Origin of the sequence: Corynebacterium camporealensis (assembly GCF_000980815.1) — a bacterium.
Taxonomy (GTDB): Bacteria; Actinomycetota; Actinomycetes; order Mycobacteriales; family Mycobacteriaceae; genus Corynebacterium; species Corynebacterium camporealense.
Genome location: NZ_CP011311.1, coordinates 67,705 through 82,799 on the forward strand (window position 1 = coordinate 67,705; position 15,095 = coordinate 82,799).

General features: G+C 59.6%; 16 protein-coding genes. 10 read left to right on the plus strand and 6 right to left on the minus strand.

Annotation, left to right across the window (positions count from 1 at the left end; all coding sequences use genetic code 11):
• The first annotated feature begins 17 nt into the window (after positions 1–17).
• Positions 18–941 carry a Sir2 family NAD-dependent protein deacetylase gene (locus UL81_RS00355; protein WP_035106203.1) on the plus strand — a complete coding sequence of 308 codons (924 nt, stop codon included), beginning with the start codon at positions 18–20 and terminating at the stop codon, positions 939–941.
• Between the two features lie 2 nt (positions 942–943).
• Here the strand turns inward: UL81_RS00355 and UL81_RS00360 are convergent, their stop codons facing one another.
• Positions 944–1,906: a lipase family alpha/beta hydrolase gene (locus tag UL81_RS00360; protein ID WP_082099132.1), complete on the minus strand. Its 963-nt coding sequence runs from the start codon at positions 1,904–1,906 to the stop codon at positions 944–946.
• A gap of 206 nt (positions 1,907–2,112) precedes the next feature.
• On the opposite strand from UL81_RS00360, the gene UL81_RS00365 reads away from it, so the two are divergent.
• From UL81_RS00365 to UL81_RS00390, 6 genes are all read left to right on the plus strand, one after another.
• Positions 2,113–2,481, plus strand: a complete 369-nt coding sequence (locus UL81_RS00365; RefSeq protein WP_052737433.1) for a biliverdin-producing heme oxygenase — start codon at positions 2,113–2,115, stop codon at positions 2,479–2,481.
• A gap of 10 nt (positions 2,482–2,491) precedes the next feature.
• The gene (gene amn, locus UL81_RS00370) at positions 2,492–3,895 is read left to right on the plus strand and encodes an AMP nucleosidase (protein ID WP_035106061.1); all 1,404 of its coding nucleotides are present in this window, start codon (positions 2,492–2,494) and stop codon (positions 3,893–3,895) included.
• A gap of 50 nt (positions 3,896–3,945) precedes the next feature.
• A complete protein-coding gene (locus tag UL81_RS00375) occupies positions 3,946–4,425 on the plus strand; it encodes a phosphoribosyltransferase (RefSeq protein ID WP_035106060.1) in 480 nt (159 codons plus the stop codon).
• A gap of 147 nt (positions 4,426–4,572) precedes the next feature.
• Positions 4,573–5,061, plus strand: a complete 489-nt coding sequence (locus UL81_RS00380; RefSeq protein WP_035106059.1) for a ferritin — start codon at positions 4,573–4,575, stop codon at positions 5,059–5,061.
• Positions 5,062–5,124: 63 nt separating this feature from the next.
• Complete coding sequence (locus UL81_RS00385) at positions 5,125–5,484, plus strand: hypothetical protein (RefSeq protein WP_035106057.1); 360 nt, start codon at positions 5,125–5,127, stop codon at positions 5,482–5,484.
• Positions 5,477–6,076, plus strand: coding sequence for an HAD family hydrolase (locus UL81_RS00390; protein ID WP_035106056.1), 600 nt, complete (start codon positions 5,477–5,479; stop codon positions 6,074–6,076). The genes UL81_RS00385 and UL81_RS00390 overlap by 8 nt, the downstream gene beginning before the upstream one ends.
• Here the strand turns inward: UL81_RS00390 and UL81_RS00395 are convergent.
• Positions 6,026–7,132 (minus strand): ROK family transcriptional regulator, encoded by a 1,107-nt coding sequence (locus UL81_RS00395; protein WP_035106055.1) that lies wholly within the window; start codon positions 7,130–7,132, stop codon positions 6,026–6,028. The two genes, UL81_RS00390 and UL81_RS00395, sit on opposite strands and share 51 nt — an antisense overlap.
• Positions 7,133–7,197: 65 nt before the next feature.
• Positions 7,198–7,902 (minus strand): NAD-dependent deacylase, encoded by a 705-nt coding sequence (locus tag UL81_RS00400; protein ID WP_035106054.1) that lies wholly within the window; start codon positions 7,900–7,902, stop codon positions 7,198–7,200.
• Between the two features lie 30 nt (positions 7,903–7,932).
• Between UL81_RS00400 and UL81_RS00405 the strand changes: the two genes are divergently transcribed.
• Together UL81_RS00405 and UL81_RS00410 are read left to right on the plus strand one after the other, a co-directional pair.
• The gene (locus UL81_RS00405) at positions 7,933–8,502 is read left to right on the plus strand and encodes an LOG family protein (RefSeq protein ID WP_035106053.1); all 570 of its coding nucleotides are present in this window, start codon (positions 7,933–7,935) and stop codon (positions 8,500–8,502) included.
• Between the two features lie 68 nt (positions 8,503–8,570).
• A complete protein-coding gene (locus UL81_RS00410; protein ID WP_035106052.1) occupies positions 8,571–10,232 on the plus strand; it encodes a DUF885 domain-containing protein in 1,662 nt (553 codons plus the stop codon).
• On the opposite strand, the gene UL81_RS00415 is transcribed toward UL81_RS00410, so the two are convergent.
• Positions 10,229–11,278 carry an AbrB family transcriptional regulator gene (locus UL81_RS00415; RefSeq protein WP_035106051.1) on the minus strand — a complete coding sequence of 350 codons (1,050 nt, stop codon included), beginning with the start codon at positions 11,276–11,278 and terminating at the stop codon, positions 10,229–10,231. The genes UL81_RS00410 and UL81_RS00415 overlap by 4 nt on opposite strands.
• 17 nt (positions 11,279–11,295) lie before the next feature.
• Here UL81_RS00415 and UL81_RS00420 point away from each other — a divergent pair, with 17 nt between their 5' ends.
• Complete coding sequence (locus UL81_RS00420; protein ID WP_046453125.1) at positions 11,296–12,066, plus strand: TSUP family transporter; 771 nt, start codon at positions 11,296–11,298, stop codon at positions 12,064–12,066.
• On the opposite strand, the gene UL81_RS00425 is transcribed toward UL81_RS00420, so the two are convergent.
• Together UL81_RS00425 and UL81_RS00430 are read right to left on the minus strand one after the other, a co-directional pair.
• Positions 12,029–14,272 (minus strand): ATP-dependent RNA helicase, encoded by a 2,244-nt coding sequence (locus UL81_RS00425; RefSeq protein ID WP_046453126.1) that lies wholly within the window; start codon positions 14,270–14,272, stop codon positions 12,029–12,031. The genes UL81_RS00420 and UL81_RS00425 overlap by 38 nt on opposite strands.
• Positions 14,265–14,819: a sugar O-acetyltransferase gene (locus UL81_RS00430; protein WP_236684482.1), complete on the minus strand. Its 555-nt coding sequence runs from the start codon at positions 14,817–14,819 to the stop codon at positions 14,265–14,267. The genes UL81_RS00425 and UL81_RS00430 overlap by 8 nt, the downstream gene beginning before the upstream one ends.
• Between the last annotated feature and the right edge of the window lie 276 nt (positions 14,820–15,095).

The window sequence follows — 15,095 nt, forward strand, 5'->3', positions numbered from 1 at the left end:
TGCCTAGATTGGGAGATATGGATTCTGCAGCGGAACTTGCCCACCAGTCTGCGTTGCGTTCGATTGCGCGGGTGGTGGAGGAAACGACGGAGCCCACTGAGCCGACGCGGGCCTTGCAGGAGGTCACTGAACAGTTGCGCGCCGGGAAGGTGATGGTGCTGACTGGGGCGGGCGTGTCGACGGATTCGGGTGTGCCGGATTATCGCGGGCCGCAGGGGTCGTTGTCGCGGCATCGTCCGATGACTTACCAGGAGTTTCGCTATGACCAGGCGGCGTCGCATCGCTATTGGGCGCGGTCGTTTGTGGGTTGGCGCGTGATGGATGCTGCCGTGCCGAATCGGACGCACTATGCGCTGGTGGAGTTGGAGCGCGCCGGGTTGGTCAGTGGTGTGCTGACTCAGAATGTGGATGGCCTGCACAAAGAGGCCGGCACGCAGCGCTTGGTGACGATTCATGGCGATATGGAGTCGGTGAATTGTTTGGAGTGTGGCCAGCAGGAGGAGCGCGGGGCTTTCGATGTGCGCTTGGCTAAGGCCAATCCGGGTTACTTGGAGCGGCTCATTGTGTCTGCTGATGACGTCAATCCGGACGGTGACGTGGCGCTGAACGATGAGGACGTTGCGGCATTTCAGATGGTCGGCTGCACGCGCTGTGGGTCGCGTTTGTTGAAGCCGGATGTGGTTTATTTTGGTGAGCCGGTGCCGGTCGCGCGGAAGGAGGCGGCGTACGCATTACTTGACGATTCCGCCTCGGTCCTGGTGGCAGGCTCCTCGCTTGCGGTGATGAGTGGGTACCGTTTCGTGTTGGATGCACTCAAGGCAGGCAAGAGGGTTGCGGTCATCAATGGTGGGCCAGGGCGTGGCGATGCTCGCGTGGATACGCTGTGGCGCACCCAGGTCGGTCCGGCCTTTGATGCAGTGCTCGATGAGCTGGAGCTTTAGGGTTATTTGATCTGTTCCAGCACGGTGCGGATGATGGCGACGACACGCTTATCGATGGGCAGGTCTTCATGCATCACGATCGCAAAGCGGTCGAAATCTTGGACGTAGATGTTGCGGACGGTGCCATCGGGGACGCCGCTGTCGTCGAGGAAGCAGGTTTCGGGTGGGACGACGATGGCATCGCTATGCGTGGCGATGCAGGTGTACGTGACTCCGGGTTCGAGGTCGCCGTCGTGGTTGGTTTCTTCGAGTAGTTCGCTGCCGACGACTTGTTGCATGCCAGCGGGGCCGAACCAGCCGTCGATGACGGAGCGCATGATGGATTCGCGGCGCAGGGTGCGAACCAGAGGGCTGGCGATGCCGCCTTGGGTGGTGCCGTGGTTGGGGGACCCGAGGCAGACGAGGTGGTGGATGCGGTCGGCGGTGCCGTGGGTGCGCATCCAGTAGCGGGTGATGAGTCCGCCCTGGGAGTGACCGACGACGATGGCCTGTTCAGCGCCGGTGGTGGCAAGCACGGTGTCGATGTAGGCGCCGAGTTGCTGTGCAGATTCGGGGATGGATCCGGTGGCGCGGTTGCCGTAATCGGGGGCGAAGACGCACCAGCCATCGGCACGTAATTGGGCGCCGAGACGATACCAGATGCCCTTGGTATCGCAGGTGCCGTGGACCAAAATCACTGGCCAGGGGTGTCGTTTGGTGGGGCGGGCGCGCCAGTCGTCTTCGAAGACGCCGCGGGGTTTGATGCGTGCGCCAAGGGGCAGGGTGCTGGGTTCGGCGCAGTCCGGAGTGTCTTTGCCGTCGCGATGCAGGCGGTGTGCGATTTCGTCGGCGACGTCGTCTTTGAGGGCGTTGGGCGCGGCAGGGGCGATGATGCCGAAGCGCGGGGTGTCGGTTTCTTGGGGCCAAAAGCGCTCGAGTTGATCAGCAATCGTGCTGCGTAGTTCTGCCAAAGGTTCCCGGGCCATAGCGTCCAAGTTTACTGAAAAAACTTTTTTGGCTGCGACTCTTGACGAGCATTGCCTACCCTTTATAAACTAAGGCTTGCCTAATCACGGGCGGTTGCTTGTTAGGATGCGCTCCACTTCCTGGCGGGCACCGAAGATTAGTCATGGGGAGAGGGCCCGTCGGCAACTGTCGACGGGCTTTCGTAAAACGTAGAGAAGGAGAAGCCATGGTTGCTGCGGTCGGACAGCTGCAAGGACAGCTGTGGTTTATCTATGACGCCCTCGAGCGGGCGGTCGGTTCGGTCAATGAGCATCGCCTGCGCATTGAGGCTGACCTGGCTGCTGCGATCGGTGGGGATTGGAAGGATAAGGTGCGCATTCTTCCCGAAACTGCAGCGTATGTAGGTCGGCTGGAAGAGATTTCCTGCCCGGAGCATGCGGTGGAGGTGTTGGCGCATCAGCATGTGTTGGGTGGGGTGGGCATCGATAAGCTGGGCTTGAATGAACAGCAAAGTGCAGCGCTTATCAATGAAGCCGAGCGCGCCCTCGCCTTCCAGGACGGCATCGTCCGTGCGCTGGACAGGGGTATCGCTTAGACTCGCGCATATGTCGCACTTGCAACACGTTTCCACTGTAGATGAGGCGATTGAGCGCCTCATTGAGCTTTATGACAATTCTTGCCAGTTGGCGCGAAAGGCGCTGGACTCTGGCGACTTGGATGACTATCGGCACGTTGTTTATCCGAAAATTACGGTGGAGGTGCGCGAATGGCGGCCGATTGATCGTTCGCAGCCTTATGGATACGTCGATAAGGCAGGTCCTTATAGTGCGACGTTGTCGAAGCCGCGGTTGTTGCGGGGCTACCTGCACGAGCAGTTGAGTCGTCTGACGGAGAATTATCCTTGCGATATTTACGTCGGAAATTCTGACGTTCAAATTCCACCGGAATACATTCGCAACGTCGGCGAGGTTCCGCAGGACAGGGGCGATGTTGCACGCCCGACGCTCGATGAAGTCAATGACGCGATTATCGATGGCGAGTGGTGGGCTTTCCACGGCGAGGAAATGCCGCTGTTCCACTTTGGTGCCCAGCGTTTCGATATTGCGTGTGCGCGCATCGAGCACTACACCGGCATTGATGTCGATACGGTGCAGAAATACATTCTGTTTACCAACTATGCGATGCACACGACGGAGTTCGTGAAGTTTGGCCTACGGGAGCTCACCCGGGAGGATTCGCGTTATACGGCGTTGGTGCTGCCCAACGGCGAGACGATTCATTCCAATGATGCGGTCACGCTGGATGTGGATGAGCTGACGCTGACTTCGCGCTTCCAGATGCCGCGCTTCGACCTGATTACCGCAGGTGGCGACGGCATCACGATGATCAATATTGGTGTTGGCCCCTCGAATGCGAAGACCATCACTGACTGTCTGTCGGTGCTGCGCCCGGAGGCCTGGATCATGATTGGTCACTGCGCGGGTCTGGATGGCCGCATGCGCATTGGCGACCTGATTCTGGGTAACGCGTACCAGCGCGACGACCACATCTTGGACGACAAGATTGGTTCGCAGAATCCGATTCCTGCGATTCCGGAGGTCCAGCGCATGCTGGAGGCGTCCGTGAAGGAAGTCTATGGCGAAGAGAACTCGCTGATGCGCACGGGCACGGTGCTGTCTACCGATGACCGCAACTGGGAATGGCGCACCTCCCGCGACCTGTGGGAATGGCTGAGCCATTCGACGGCAGTGGCGGTGGACATGGAGTCTTGCACGCTGGCGGCGAATGGTTATCGCTATCGGGTGCCTTATGGCACGTTGCTGTCGGTGTCGGATCTGCCGCTGCATGCCGTTCCGAAGTTGCCGGCGCAGGCGCAAGCTTTTTATTCGAACTCGAAAGAAGCGCACGTGATGTGTGCGGTGCGCGCAGTGGAACAGTTGGCTAGCAATCCGCAGCGTCTGCACACTCGTAAGCTGCGTAGGACCATCGGTGAGGTGCCTTTCCGTTAGAGGGTAAAATTAGCGGAAATTATTTCCCCAACCCTCAAGGAGAACTGCTCGTGACTGCAGAACGCGAAGACCTGACCTGGGAACTTTTCGGTACCGCTAGCCGCGAGCTCTCACAGCAGCTGGTGGATTCAGGCTGGAAGCCAGACCTCATCGTTGGCGTCGCGCGCGGTGGTCTGATTCCAGCGGGTGCTGTCGGATATGCGGTGGGCATTAAGGCGATGGGTGCCATCAACGTCGAGTTCTACACCGACATTGGGCAGACGCTTCCCGAGCCGATGATTCTTAATCCGCAGTTGGATACGGAGTCGCTTCGGGGCAAGCGTGTATTAGTTGTCGACGATGTTGCCGACTCCGGCAAGACACTGGATCTGGTGGTGAACTTGTTGGAGGAAACCGCCGAAGAAGTGAAGTCGATGGTGATTTATACAAAGCCAACGACCATCTTCGAACCGGACTTCTCGTGGAAGAAAACGGACCTGTGGATCAACTTCGCATGGTCGGTCTTACCAGTAATTAGTCCGAAAAATTAGGGTCACTTAACTTAGGTAAAGCACACTAAAATAGTGTGTGACGTGCATGTTTGGTAAAGATCGCCTTCCTAGCGCAAAAATTTTTTGTGTGTATTCTGGGTCTCACACGTTGTCAGACTAAGACTCACGAAGGAAGGTAGCTAGAACATGAACGAGAAGCTGCAGACTCTACTGAACGAACAGGTTATTAACGAGCACGGCGCTGCTCTCATCTACACCCAGCTGGCTTATGAGATGGACGACCAGTCCCTGCCAGGTATGCGCGATTGGTTCTACGCTCAGGCTGAGGAAGAGCGCGAGCACGCACAGAAGTTCGCTGAGCACCTGCTGGACCGCGGTTACCGCGTCGAGCTGACCGACATCCCGGTCGGCACCGTGAAGGCTGCTACTCCGCTGGACGCTTTCGAGGCTTCCCTGGCTCACGAGCAGAAGGTTTCCGAGCAGATCCGCAACATCGCTCGTACCGCTGATGAGGTCGAGGACCTGGATTCTCGCACCCTGATTAACTGGTTCCTCGACGAGCAGATTGAGGAAGAGGCAACCGTCTCCGAGATTATCGACCAGATCAAGCTGGTGGGCAACGATGGCTCCGGCCTGTTGCGCATCGACGCCAAGCTGGGCGCTGAGCGCGCATAACGACCTGGTTAAGAATTTAAGCTTTCCTCCCCTTCGAGCCTTCGAAGTGGGAGGATTGTCTTTATGTCTGTGCAGCCGAAGTACATCGTTAGTGGCGGACTAGTCCTGCTCGCCGTGTTGGCCGTGGGCTTTACCGCCGGGGTGTCCTTGGCGTCTACGCATGTAGCGCTGGGCACGTTCCTGTTTTCTTCGGCGCTGATGTTAGGGCCTTTCGTGGGCGTGGCACTGCTGGGATGTGCGCGCGTGCTGGCTAAGAGTCGCCTCTCGCGGGCGCTGTATGCAGTTGGGGGACTGTTGGTACTGAGTGCGGTGCTATCGATCATGCTGGTGCCCCTGGGTAGCCCGCAGGTCATGATTGCGATGTTTATCAGCGGCCTGTTCGTCGGTAGTGCAGCCCTTGCGGCTCAGGCTCGTTATGTCTAACAAGCTGCTTTTCGATATGTACGGCGTGCTCATGCGTGCGCCGTCACCTGAGGACCTGATTGCGCTGGAAGAACGCGTAGCGCCAGCTTCCAGTGAGGACTTTTGGGCCGCGTACTATGCCCTGCGCCCAGACTACGATGCGGGTATTGCCAGCGTGGAGCACTATTGGGGTGACGTGCTCAAACAATGTGGTGCGCAGGACGAAGACCCGAAAGCGATTGCTGAGTTTGAGAACTCGCGCCTACTCGAGGAAGTCCCAGAGATGGTGCAGCTTCTCGATGATCTCATTGACGACGGGCACACGGTCGGCATCTTGTCGAATATGCCGACCTCACTGTCGGTGCTCGTGCGCGAGCGCCATGAGTGGCTCGATCACTGTGCAGCAGTGGCCTTGAGCTGCGATATTGGGGTGGCAAAGCCGCGGCCGGAGGCTTATCGCGTAGCTGTCGATGCCCTCGGCGGTACTCCGCAGGAGACCTATTTCTTCGACGACAACGAAGCTTATGTCGAAGGTGCGCGCGAGGCGGGGCTCAACGCCTTCTTATTTCGAGACCGCGAGACGGTCCTCGAGTGCCTGCGCGACCTTTCCTAGTTCGATCGGATCGCGCAGCAGCGGGTCGAGTGCGACTGCGCGGGAGACGGCACGCACGATTTCGCGGTGGGTGGGAATCATGCGCAGCTGCACGGACTGTGCGTGCTTGCGAACCACGGAAGCGAAGCGGCGGGGTGCTTCGGAGTCATCGGCAAAGGCAGAGCCGGCGATGACCACGGTGTTTGGAGCATACTTATCGATGAGCTGAGCTGTCAGCGTGCCTAACTGATGTGCACGCTCGTTGAGGATGCTGCGCTCATCGGCAGAAGAGTCCTTGATGACCTTCTCGATGTGTGCTGTGGTCAGGACTTCTTCGGCACGACCGTTGCCCAACAGCGAGGAGCGGACCTGGGGAAGCGGACGAATTTGCTTCACGCCCTCGGAATCGGAGAGTGCTGCGCCCAGCGAGTCGTCGGCAAAGAGCACCAGGACGGTCTCATCGACGTTGGTGGGCGTGCCTTGGGTTTCAGAACCAAGGATTGCAGGAACGGCCGCGGAAACGGTGACCGGTACCTGGAATTGGAACTCCAGGCGGGAGCGGATGTCGAAGCCTTGCCAGCCCAGGTTGGGTGCGGTGACGCGGTCGCGGTCGTCGAGCTGACCGGAGGTGGTGACGCCAACAGAGACCAATCGATGGCGCTGGTCAACGAGCAGTTTGTTGACTCCGGCGATGATGTATTCGATGAAGTCTGCTTGGCTGAGGCTGGCGACGTGGGTGTTGACGACGTCATCGCGAAGCAAGCGCCCCATGGTGTCGTAGAGGGCGATGTAGGTGGCCTCGGTGCCGACCGCAATACCTGCGAGAATCCACGGTGCCTCGGCGGACTCCAGCGGCACGGTGGGGCGACCGCGGCCCTGGGAACGGGTGAGGTCGTGGCGCTCCTGGATGAGGCCAATGTTGAGCAGCGCAGTGGTGGCGCGCGTGATTGTCGGCTGGGACAGCCCGGTGGATTCGACGAGTTCGCTGCGGGTGATGATGGGGTTCAGTCGAACCAGTTGCAGACACTTCGCCGCCGGGATACGCGGGCGGGTGAAGGCAGGGCCGGGCTTGATCATGAAATTAGTATATGGCGCACAGACTGCATTGTCTAACAGGTATTGCGCAAATGAGACAGCATTGTCTAGTCAGGAAGGATTTCTGGAAGTATTGTACCCGCTGTGCCCTGGATATATGCCGTTGTTAGATGGGTGAGGTCCGTGCGGGCGGGGGAGACTTCGATAATGGGTGCAGAAGCCAGCATGGGAAGGCCCGCGGCGGGATAGACGACGCCGGAGGTGCCGACGATGATGACGGCATCGGCAAGCGTCATTGCTTCTTCCGCGGCGGCCCACTCCTTTTGTGGCAGGGGTTCGCCGAACCAGACCACACCGGGGCGCACGAGGTTGCCGCAGAGAGGACAGGCAGGTGGGGTAGGAACGTCGGTGTCTCCTTTATAAGGGCGCGCACACATAGAACAGCGGTATTCAAACAGCGAGCCGTGCAGGTGAATGACGTCTTCCGAGCCGGCCTTTTCGTGCAGGTTATCGATGTTTTGCGTGGTCACCGACGTGCGGGAGCAGTTCGCAATGGCAAGGTGGCCTGCATTTGGGGTGGCTGCTGCTGCAATCTTGGCGCGGTGTTTGTACCAGCGCCACATGGGATCCGGGTCGCGGGCCCAGGCGTCGATGGAGGCCATGGCCTGCGGGTCGACGTGGGACCACACGCCGGTCTGGGCGTCACGATAGGTGTCGAGTCCGGACTCGGCGGACATGCCGGCGCCGCTGAAGATGTGGATGCGCTGGGCATCGTTAAGTATGCGCTGGGCTAAGCCGAGTGAGTCAGTCATAACCTCCAGGTTAGTTCTAAGGTGGAAACTATGAAGTCCATTGCGGTGTATTGCGGATCCTCGACCGGAAACGATGCGGCATATGTGGATGCTGCGCGTGAGTTAGGTGCGGAGCTGGCGCGCCGGGGCATCGAGCTGGTCTATGGCGGCGGCAACGTCGGACTGATGAAGGAAGTGGCAGATAGCTGCCTTGCTGGTGGCGGCAGGGTTATTGGGGTCATGCCGAAGCAGCTGGTGAACCTGGAGCTATCGCATCCGGGCCTGACGCACCTAGAAGTAGTGGAAACGATGGCCACGCGTAAAGCGCGCATGGAAGACCTGGCCGAGGGCTTTATTTGTCTGCCCGGAGGCATTGGCACGCTGGAGGAACTGACCGAAGCACTGACTTTGCAGCAGCTAGGCAACCACACAGGACCGGTCGCGTTGCTGAATGTGGCGGGATTCTGGCAGCCGTTTTATGACATGTTTGCCACGATGGCCCAGGCAGGGTTTGTTCAGCAGCGATATATTGACTGTCTCATCCTGGATTCTGATTGTGCCTCTGTGCTGGATAAATTCGCACAATGGACTTATCCAGGTCGAAAGTGGGACAACTTTTAGTTAACAAGCTGGCAACATCCCGGCAATTGGTTGGCCCTCCCTGCAAGAAGTGGATAGACTTCCCTCACATGAGTGCAGAGCTAAACGCTAAGCGTGAGCCATCTTTGCTGGACGCTTCGTGTGATAATTTCGCCCACGACCTGGCAGAACTAACCCCATCGGCAGCTACCGAGTGGGGCATTCCGGGCTACGAGGGTGAATTGGAAGACTTCTCCCCGGAGTACTACGAGGCTGTTGCTGACCGTACCCGGGAAATGGTCGCTGACCTGGACGCATTGGATGACACCACCGACCAGTCCGATGACGAGGACGACTTTGATGACGTCGACTACGTCACCGCTGCCGTGCTGCGAGATCGACTCTGTTTGGAGCTCGACCTGCACCACCACGGTGAGGACATCCGCCAGCTGAACAACATCGCGTCCCCGGTGCAGACCATTCGCGATACTTTGCTGCTGATGCCGCACGACACTGACGAGGAGCGCGAGGCTATTCGTTCCCGCCTGTCCAAGGTGAAGGGCGCGCTGGAGGGCCACAAGCAGTCCCTGCAGGAGGCATCTTCGCAGGGTATGGCACCTCCGCACCGCCAGATTTCCGAGGTCATCGTGCAGTGCGAAAAGCTTGCCGATGCCGACTCCATGCTGGAAAATCTTGGCGTCGAAGGCCCCGAGGTGGAAGAGGCCAAGGAAGCCTTTGGCACCTTCTCTGATTGGCTGTCCAATGATCTGCAACCGCAGTCCTCGAACAAGGACGCGGTGGGTCGTGACCGCTACGAGCGCTTCTCCAAGCTGTTCGTGGGCGATACCGTCGACCTGGATGAGGCCTACAAGTGGGCTTGGGAGCGCCTGCAGGAAATCCGCGCTGAGCAGGAGAAAATCGCTCACCAGCTCTATGGTTCGGACTGTGGCGTGCGCTCTGCGATGCGCAAGCTCAACCACGAGGAGCGCTACACGCTTAACGGCACCGACGAGCTGGTTGAGTGGATGCAAAAGACTGCCGATGGCGTCATCACCGAGCTCAATGGCAAGTACTTCGACATCCCTGAAGACGTACTCGACATCGAGTGCTGCATCGACCCGGCTGGTACCGGCGGAATTTTCTACACCCCGCCTGCCGATGATTTTTCGCGCCCAGGCCGCATGTGGTGGTCCGTGCCGGAAGGTCAGGATCGCTTCCACACCTGGCAGGAGCTGACGACGGTGCACCACGAGGGCGTACCGGGCCACCACCTGCAGATTGGTACCGCGCTGGTGCAGGATGACCTGAACCTGTGGCGTCGTGCGGTGACCTGGAACTCCGGTCACGGCGAGGGCTGGGCGCTCTACGCTGAGCAGCTCATGGCTGAACTGGGTTACATGGATGACCCGGGCTTCCGCATGGGCCTGCTGGATTCCCAGCGCCTGCGTGCAGCACGCGTCATCGTGGATATCGGACTGCACCTGGGCAAAAAGATCCCGGATGGCTCGAATTCTGCGAAGTGGGATAAGTCCCACGTCAAGACCTTCATGCGCGAAAACACCGCCATGGATGACGCGAACCTGAACTTCGAGGTCAACCGTTACTTGGGCTGGCCGGGTCAGGCTCCGTCGTACGCGCTTGGCGAGCGTCTGTGGCAGCAGACTCGCGATGCCGCCGTCGAGCAGGGCATGGACGTCCGCGACTTCCACTCCTCCGCGCTGGCACTGGGTTCTGTCCCTATGTCGGTTCTGCGCGAATCCATCCTGGACTAACGCCGACGGAATAGTCGCAGCAGCTGCGGCAAGTATCCGGCAATGATTAGCACCAGGATCAGTCGGATAAGCTGCAGCGCGACGACGGCCGGTCCTGCCCCTCCCTCGGCGGAGAGGGCAAGGACGGTCTCGAGTGCGCCTGGCGATGTCGCCAGGTAGGACTCAAAGTAGCTGATATTCAGCACCATCATCAGGGGGACGGCCGTTGCAGCACACGCCAGAATCACCGCTGCGATAGAACCAAACGTAATCGGTAGCTGCTTGGCAAAAGCCTTCAGCGTGGGCACCGATAGTCCGCCGCCGCAGACCCAGCCAATGGACAAAAAGGCCATAATCTGCAGGACCGGCAATGGCTCCATGGAATATTGGTTTGGCAGGACGAATGACACTGCCACGGTCAGCAGCAGCGGTCCCAGCACGGCCGCGGCAGGCAGGTGCAAAAGCTTGCCGATGCGCTCACCCAGCAGCGCCACCACAAAAATCAGCACCACAATCCACCAGGGATTGCCCTCTGCGGTTCCCCAGATACCGTTGGCTGCGCCTGGAGTGTCCAGGAACGCCACGACTAGCGGCAACGTGACTGATACGACCAGCAAGCGCAGGAACTGCGTGAGCGTGACGTAGCGATAGTCTGCGCCCAGCTCGGTTGCCAGGGCAGGCATCATCGATGCGCCACCAGGCAGCATCGAGAGGATGCCGGTTTCCCAACTGATGTCTTTCGGCTGACTTCGATGCAGGGCAACACCACCGGCAACACCAACAAGCACGGTAATGAGGCCAATAATGATGCCAGCGGGCAGATACGGCAGGAGCTGCTTTGCAGGAACCATCGTCAGTGGCACTGCCGCCATGATGCCGATAAAGCCACGGCATAGGGCATAGAAGTTGTCGTTGACCGGGAGTTCTCTGCCGGTGGTTAGTGCCATGCCTCCCGATGCCAGAATGGCCGCTAGAATCCATGCAGCAGGCACGTTGAGATAACTAAATAGCCATCCCAGCCCGAGAGAGGCCGGGGCAACTATGGCCCAACGTGTGATGACAGACATAGAAAAGAGTGTAGTCAATGGAATTAGCTGCAGGCGGCTGGGCGATTCTCGTCGGCGGTGCTCTCGTTGCCGGCTGGGTCGACGCCCTCATCGGCGGTGGTGGACTCGTCCTGATTCCGCTCATTCTTGCCGTGGCGCCCCAACTGGCTCCTGCCACTGCACTGGCGACCAACAAGGTTGCCGCAGTCTCAGGTACTGCATCGGCAGCATTCACGCTCGTGCGAAAAGTGCGTCCCCCGGGGCGCGAACTCGTTGGTCTCGCCGCGATTGCCGCCGTCTGTTCGGGGCTGGGCGCCACTGTCGCCGCCGCATTGAATGAGAACATCATGCGCCCGCTCATCATCGTGTTGATGGTGGCCGTTGGCATCTTTGTTGCCTGCAAGCCGAGTTTCGGTGCGAGTGAATCCGAAGGCATGCGTGGCGGCTGGCGCACCATTGCCGCGCTCGTTGCTGCAGCGATCGTCGCTTTTTACGACGGTATCTTTGGCCCCGGCACCGGCATGTTCCTCATCATGGCGTTTACCTTCATCTTTTCGCAGAACTTCCTCAAATCGGCTGCGATGGCGAAGGTCGTCAATACGGCAACGAACCTTGGTGCGCTCGTCGTCTTTATTGTTGGCGGCCATGTCTGGTGGACACTCGGCATCGTGTTGGCCGTCGCGAACGTTATTGGTGCCCAGCTCGGTGCCCGTACCGTCTTAAGTGGCGGCACCAAGCTGATTCGCTACGCACTCCTCACGCTGGTGGTCGTTATGAGCGTGTACCTCGCATGGCAGCAGTGGTTTTAGCCGTCGCCGGCGCATTCCACGGGTCTTCCGGCCAGGGATGTTTGGGATAGCGCCCGCGCATATCCGCGCGAACGCCCGCATAGGGACCGGCCCAGAAGCTAGCCAGGTCGTCGGTGACCGCGAGGGGTCGTCCCGCAGGGGAGAGTAGATGAAATTGCACGCGCTGCCCACAGAATTCCGGTGATTCGGCCAGACCAAAGCACTCTTGCAGCTTCACGCTGGCCACGGGACGATCGCCAGACCAGTCCAGGGCAACCGTGCGACCAGACGGCACCGGCAGGCATTCTGGAGCGAGCTCATCGAGATGCGTCGCTTCCGGCCAGGGCAGTAGTCGTTGCAGGGCAGGGTGGAGGTCAATCGATTTGATGGGAGTGCCATCGGCGATCTGGCGCAGCTCCGGGCCCAGCCACTCGGCAGGGTCTGCTTCGGATACGTTCGGCCAGGGCTGACCATAGTGCGCGTGCAGATGGTCCAGCCGCTGTTTGAGGTTCGTTGCCTTCTCTGACCAGCGGAACAGGTCGAGGCCTTGGGTGCGGATGCCGGTCGCAAGGGCATCGGCAGCTGCTTGGCCCGTGACCTTGATGGGAGTTGAACTCAGCTCGATGGCCCCGGCGCGACGAAGCTTGCGGCCGCGGATTTTGCCATCGACAAGTTGTGCAGTGACCTCCTCCGTGACGCCAACAATATCGAGTGCATCCTCTTCGCTGATGCGCTCAGCTGCGCGAATGATGGCGTTGTTGGCATTGGACAGCGAGACCTCCGCAACGGCGAGCCACGGGCTGCCCTTAAGACCAGATTTATCGAGGAGTCGTGCACGGGTGCCGCTGGCCAGGAGGTAGTCGTCGCCTACACGTTTGGCCACCTGTTCGGGGAAGGCGGTCGCAATTACCGCGCCGGGGTCGGCTGGGCCTTTGTCGGGCACCAGCTTGGCTAGGCGTTTCTGTTCATGTTTGGGATTATCGCTGAGCTTGGCGATGGTCCCTGCCGCCCGCGCGCCATATTTCAGCAGGGTTGCACCGAGGCGGGGCTCGGTGGGAAGGAGGGCTAATTCTTCGGTGGCACCAATGCGGTCGAGGGTGGTGTTGGCTTTTTGTAGTGCGGAGGTGGGTGGGGTATCGAGAAGCGGGAAGTCCGGGCCCGCACCCCAGCAGCGCAGGAACAACGCAGCCTGAGTGAGGTCGGCGCTTTTGATTTCCGGCTGGATGTGCGGGGCGAAGTGCTGGTAGTCGTCCTGGGAGTAGCAGCGCACGACGGTGCCAGGTGCCTCGCGGCCGGCACGACCGGCGCGTTGGTCCGCGCTGGACTTCGACGTTGACACCGTGACGAGGCCCGACATGCCGCGTTGGGCGTCGCGCCGGGGGACGCGGGATAAGCCGGCATCGATAACTGCACGCACTCCGGGCACCGTCAGCGAGGATTCTGCAATCGAGGTGGCCACGACGATGCGGGTCTCGTCGGTGTAGAGTGCGGCGTCTTGTTCCGCGGTGGTCTGCCGGCCATGCAGGGGAAACACGTTGTGCCCATTGAGTAAGTCGCAGACCAGGTTGACCTCCCGTACGCCGGGGACAAACACCAAGGTAGAGCTGCTTTGCGATGCCGCCTGGCTCGCCACATGCGCATAAAACTCCCGCGTGCCGGCAGCCCTGCCCGGCGCAGGTGCATAGGAGATGTCGAGGGGATGCGTGACGGCCTCGGTGACATGGACGGGTGCGTCCATGAGCTGGGAGAAGCGCTGGGCATCGACAGTTGCAGACATCGCAACCACGCGGAAGTCCTCACGGAGTTCAGCGAGTTCCAGGCACATGCCAAGGACGAGGTCGCTGTCGAGTTGGCGTTCGTGGACCTCGTCGATAGCAACGGCGGAAACGCCCTCGAGCTCGGGGTCGCGAATGAGACGGCGCAGCAGAACACCTGGGGTCACAAATTCGACGTGGGTGCCGGGTTGGGAGTCGCCGCGTACGGCATGACCGACGGCTTTCGGGGTGCCAGATAGGTGACGAAGCCGGGCGGCTGCAGCACGTACTGCCACACGACGCGGTGCTGTCACCAGGACTTTACCCTCCACTTGGTTGGAGAGTGCTGGCGGAATGAGCGTGGTCTTACCGGTACCAGGTGGGGCCTGGACGACGACGTTGCCTTCACTGGGCAAACTGTCGATGGTCTTAGCTACCGGAAGACCTTCCCCAATGCGCGCGAGATTAAACATCGAGGGTGCGCACGACCTTTCCGGGCGAGCCCAGAACCAGCGAGTTATACGGCACGTCCTTGGTTACCAGCGTGCCCGCGCCGATCACGCAATTGTCGCTAATGGTCACACCGGGAAGCACCGTGATGTTGGTGCCGAACCAGCAATTCTTTCCGATGGTAATGGGGTGCGCGATTTCCCATCCCTCAGCGCGCATGGCGTGGTCTTCGACGGGATGGCCCACGGTAATGAAGCTGCAGTGCGGACCGATCATCGTTCTTGCACCAAAGCTGACTTTCGCCTGCGCGAGAATGGTCGTGCCGAAGTTGAAGAAGCAGCCCTCGCCAAATTCGACGTTGTCTCCGAACTCCAAGTTCAGTGGTGCGTGTCCTTGGGGAGCTGCCGGACTATTGCAGAACAGCTCTGTGAGGTTCTCTTTTCCTCGCTTCATGTCGCAGTTGCCCAAGTCATTGAATTCCTTGACCAAGCGGAAGGTGCGCTCATTTTCTGGACCAGAAGCAGGCATGTGCCATTGCGAGTTACGCATCTGCTCGCGAAGTTCGTTCATACGTCGGAAAGATCCTTTCTCAATTGCAGATTCTTCCAGTATGCCTACTTCTCAGATCGGATCGTCATTTTTTCCGACGTTGCGACAAAACTTATATGAAGTCGGATTACGAGACTGCGGATGAGTGCGAAGGCACAAAAAGCTTCAACCATGAACTGAGTGATGATCGTTTGTAGTGTAGACTGTTTTTAGGGGCTGAGCTGGGGATAAGGGGCAACGTCATTTTTTGCAACGTTGCAGTGAAACTTATTTGAGGCGTTGAGGTCTCGGGTTTGG

What these genes read in the sequence shown, in the direction of transcription:
- UL81_RS00400 (WP_035106054.1), bottom strand. Translation starts at nt 7,902, where the DNA reads ATGACTGACTCACTCGGCTTAGCCCAGCGCATACTTAACGATGCCCAG.
- UL81_RS00395 (WP_035106055.1), bottom strand. Translation starts at nt 7,132, where the DNA reads ATGATCAAGCCCGGCCCTGCCTTCACCCGCCCGCGTATCCCGGCGGCG.
- UL81_RS00405 (WP_035106053.1), top strand. Translation starts at nt 7,933, where the DNA reads ATGAAGTCCATTGCGGTGTATTGCGGATCCTCGACCGGAAACGATGCG.
- UL81_RS00380 (WP_035106059.1), top strand. Translation starts at nt 4,573, where the DNA reads ATGAACGAGAAGCTGCAGACTCTACTGAACGAACAGGTTATTAACGAG.
- UL81_RS00385 (WP_035106057.1), top strand. Translation starts at nt 5,125, where the DNA reads ATGTCTGTGCAGCCGAAGTACATCGTTAGTGGCGGACTAGTCCTGCTC.
- UL81_RS00415 (WP_035106051.1), bottom strand. Translation starts at nt 11,278, where the DNA reads ATGTCTGTCATCACACGTTGGGCCATAGTTGCCCCGGCCTCTCTCGGG.
- UL81_RS00420 (WP_046453125.1), top strand. Translation starts at nt 11,296, where the DNA reads ATGGAATTAGCTGCAGGCGGCTGGGCGATTCTCGTCGGCGGTGCTCTC.
- UL81_RS00360 (WP_082099132.1), bottom strand. Translation starts at nt 1,906, where the DNA reads ATGGCCCGGGAACCTTTGGCAGAACTACGCAGCACGATTGCTGATCAA.
- UL81_RS00355 (WP_035106203.1), top strand. Translation starts at nt 18, where the DNA reads ATGGATTCTGCAGCGGAACTTGCCCACCAGTCTGCGTTGCGTTCGATT.
- UL81_RS00365 (WP_052737433.1), top strand. Translation starts at nt 2,113, where the DNA reads ATGGTTGCTGCGGTCGGACAGCTGCAAGGACAGCTGTGGTTTATCTAT.
- UL81_RS00390 (WP_035106056.1), top strand. Translation starts at nt 5,477, where the DNA reads ATGTCTAACAAGCTGCTTTTCGATATGTACGGCGTGCTCATGCGTGCG.
- amn (WP_035106061.1), top strand. Translation starts at nt 2,492, where the DNA reads ATGTCGCACTTGCAACACGTTTCCACTGTAGATGAGGCGATTGAGCGC.
- UL81_RS00425 (WP_046453126.1), bottom strand. Translation starts at nt 14,272, where the DNA reads ATGTTTAATCTCGCGCGCATTGGGGAAGGTCTTCCGGTAGCTAAGACC.
- UL81_RS00430 (WP_236684482.1), bottom strand. Translation starts at nt 14,819, where the DNA reads ATGAACGAACTTCGCGAGCAGATGCGTAACTCGCAATGGCACATGCCT.
- UL81_RS00410 (WP_035106052.1), top strand. Translation starts at nt 8,571, where the DNA reads ATGAGTGCAGAGCTAAACGCTAAGCGTGAGCCATCTTTGCTGGACGCT.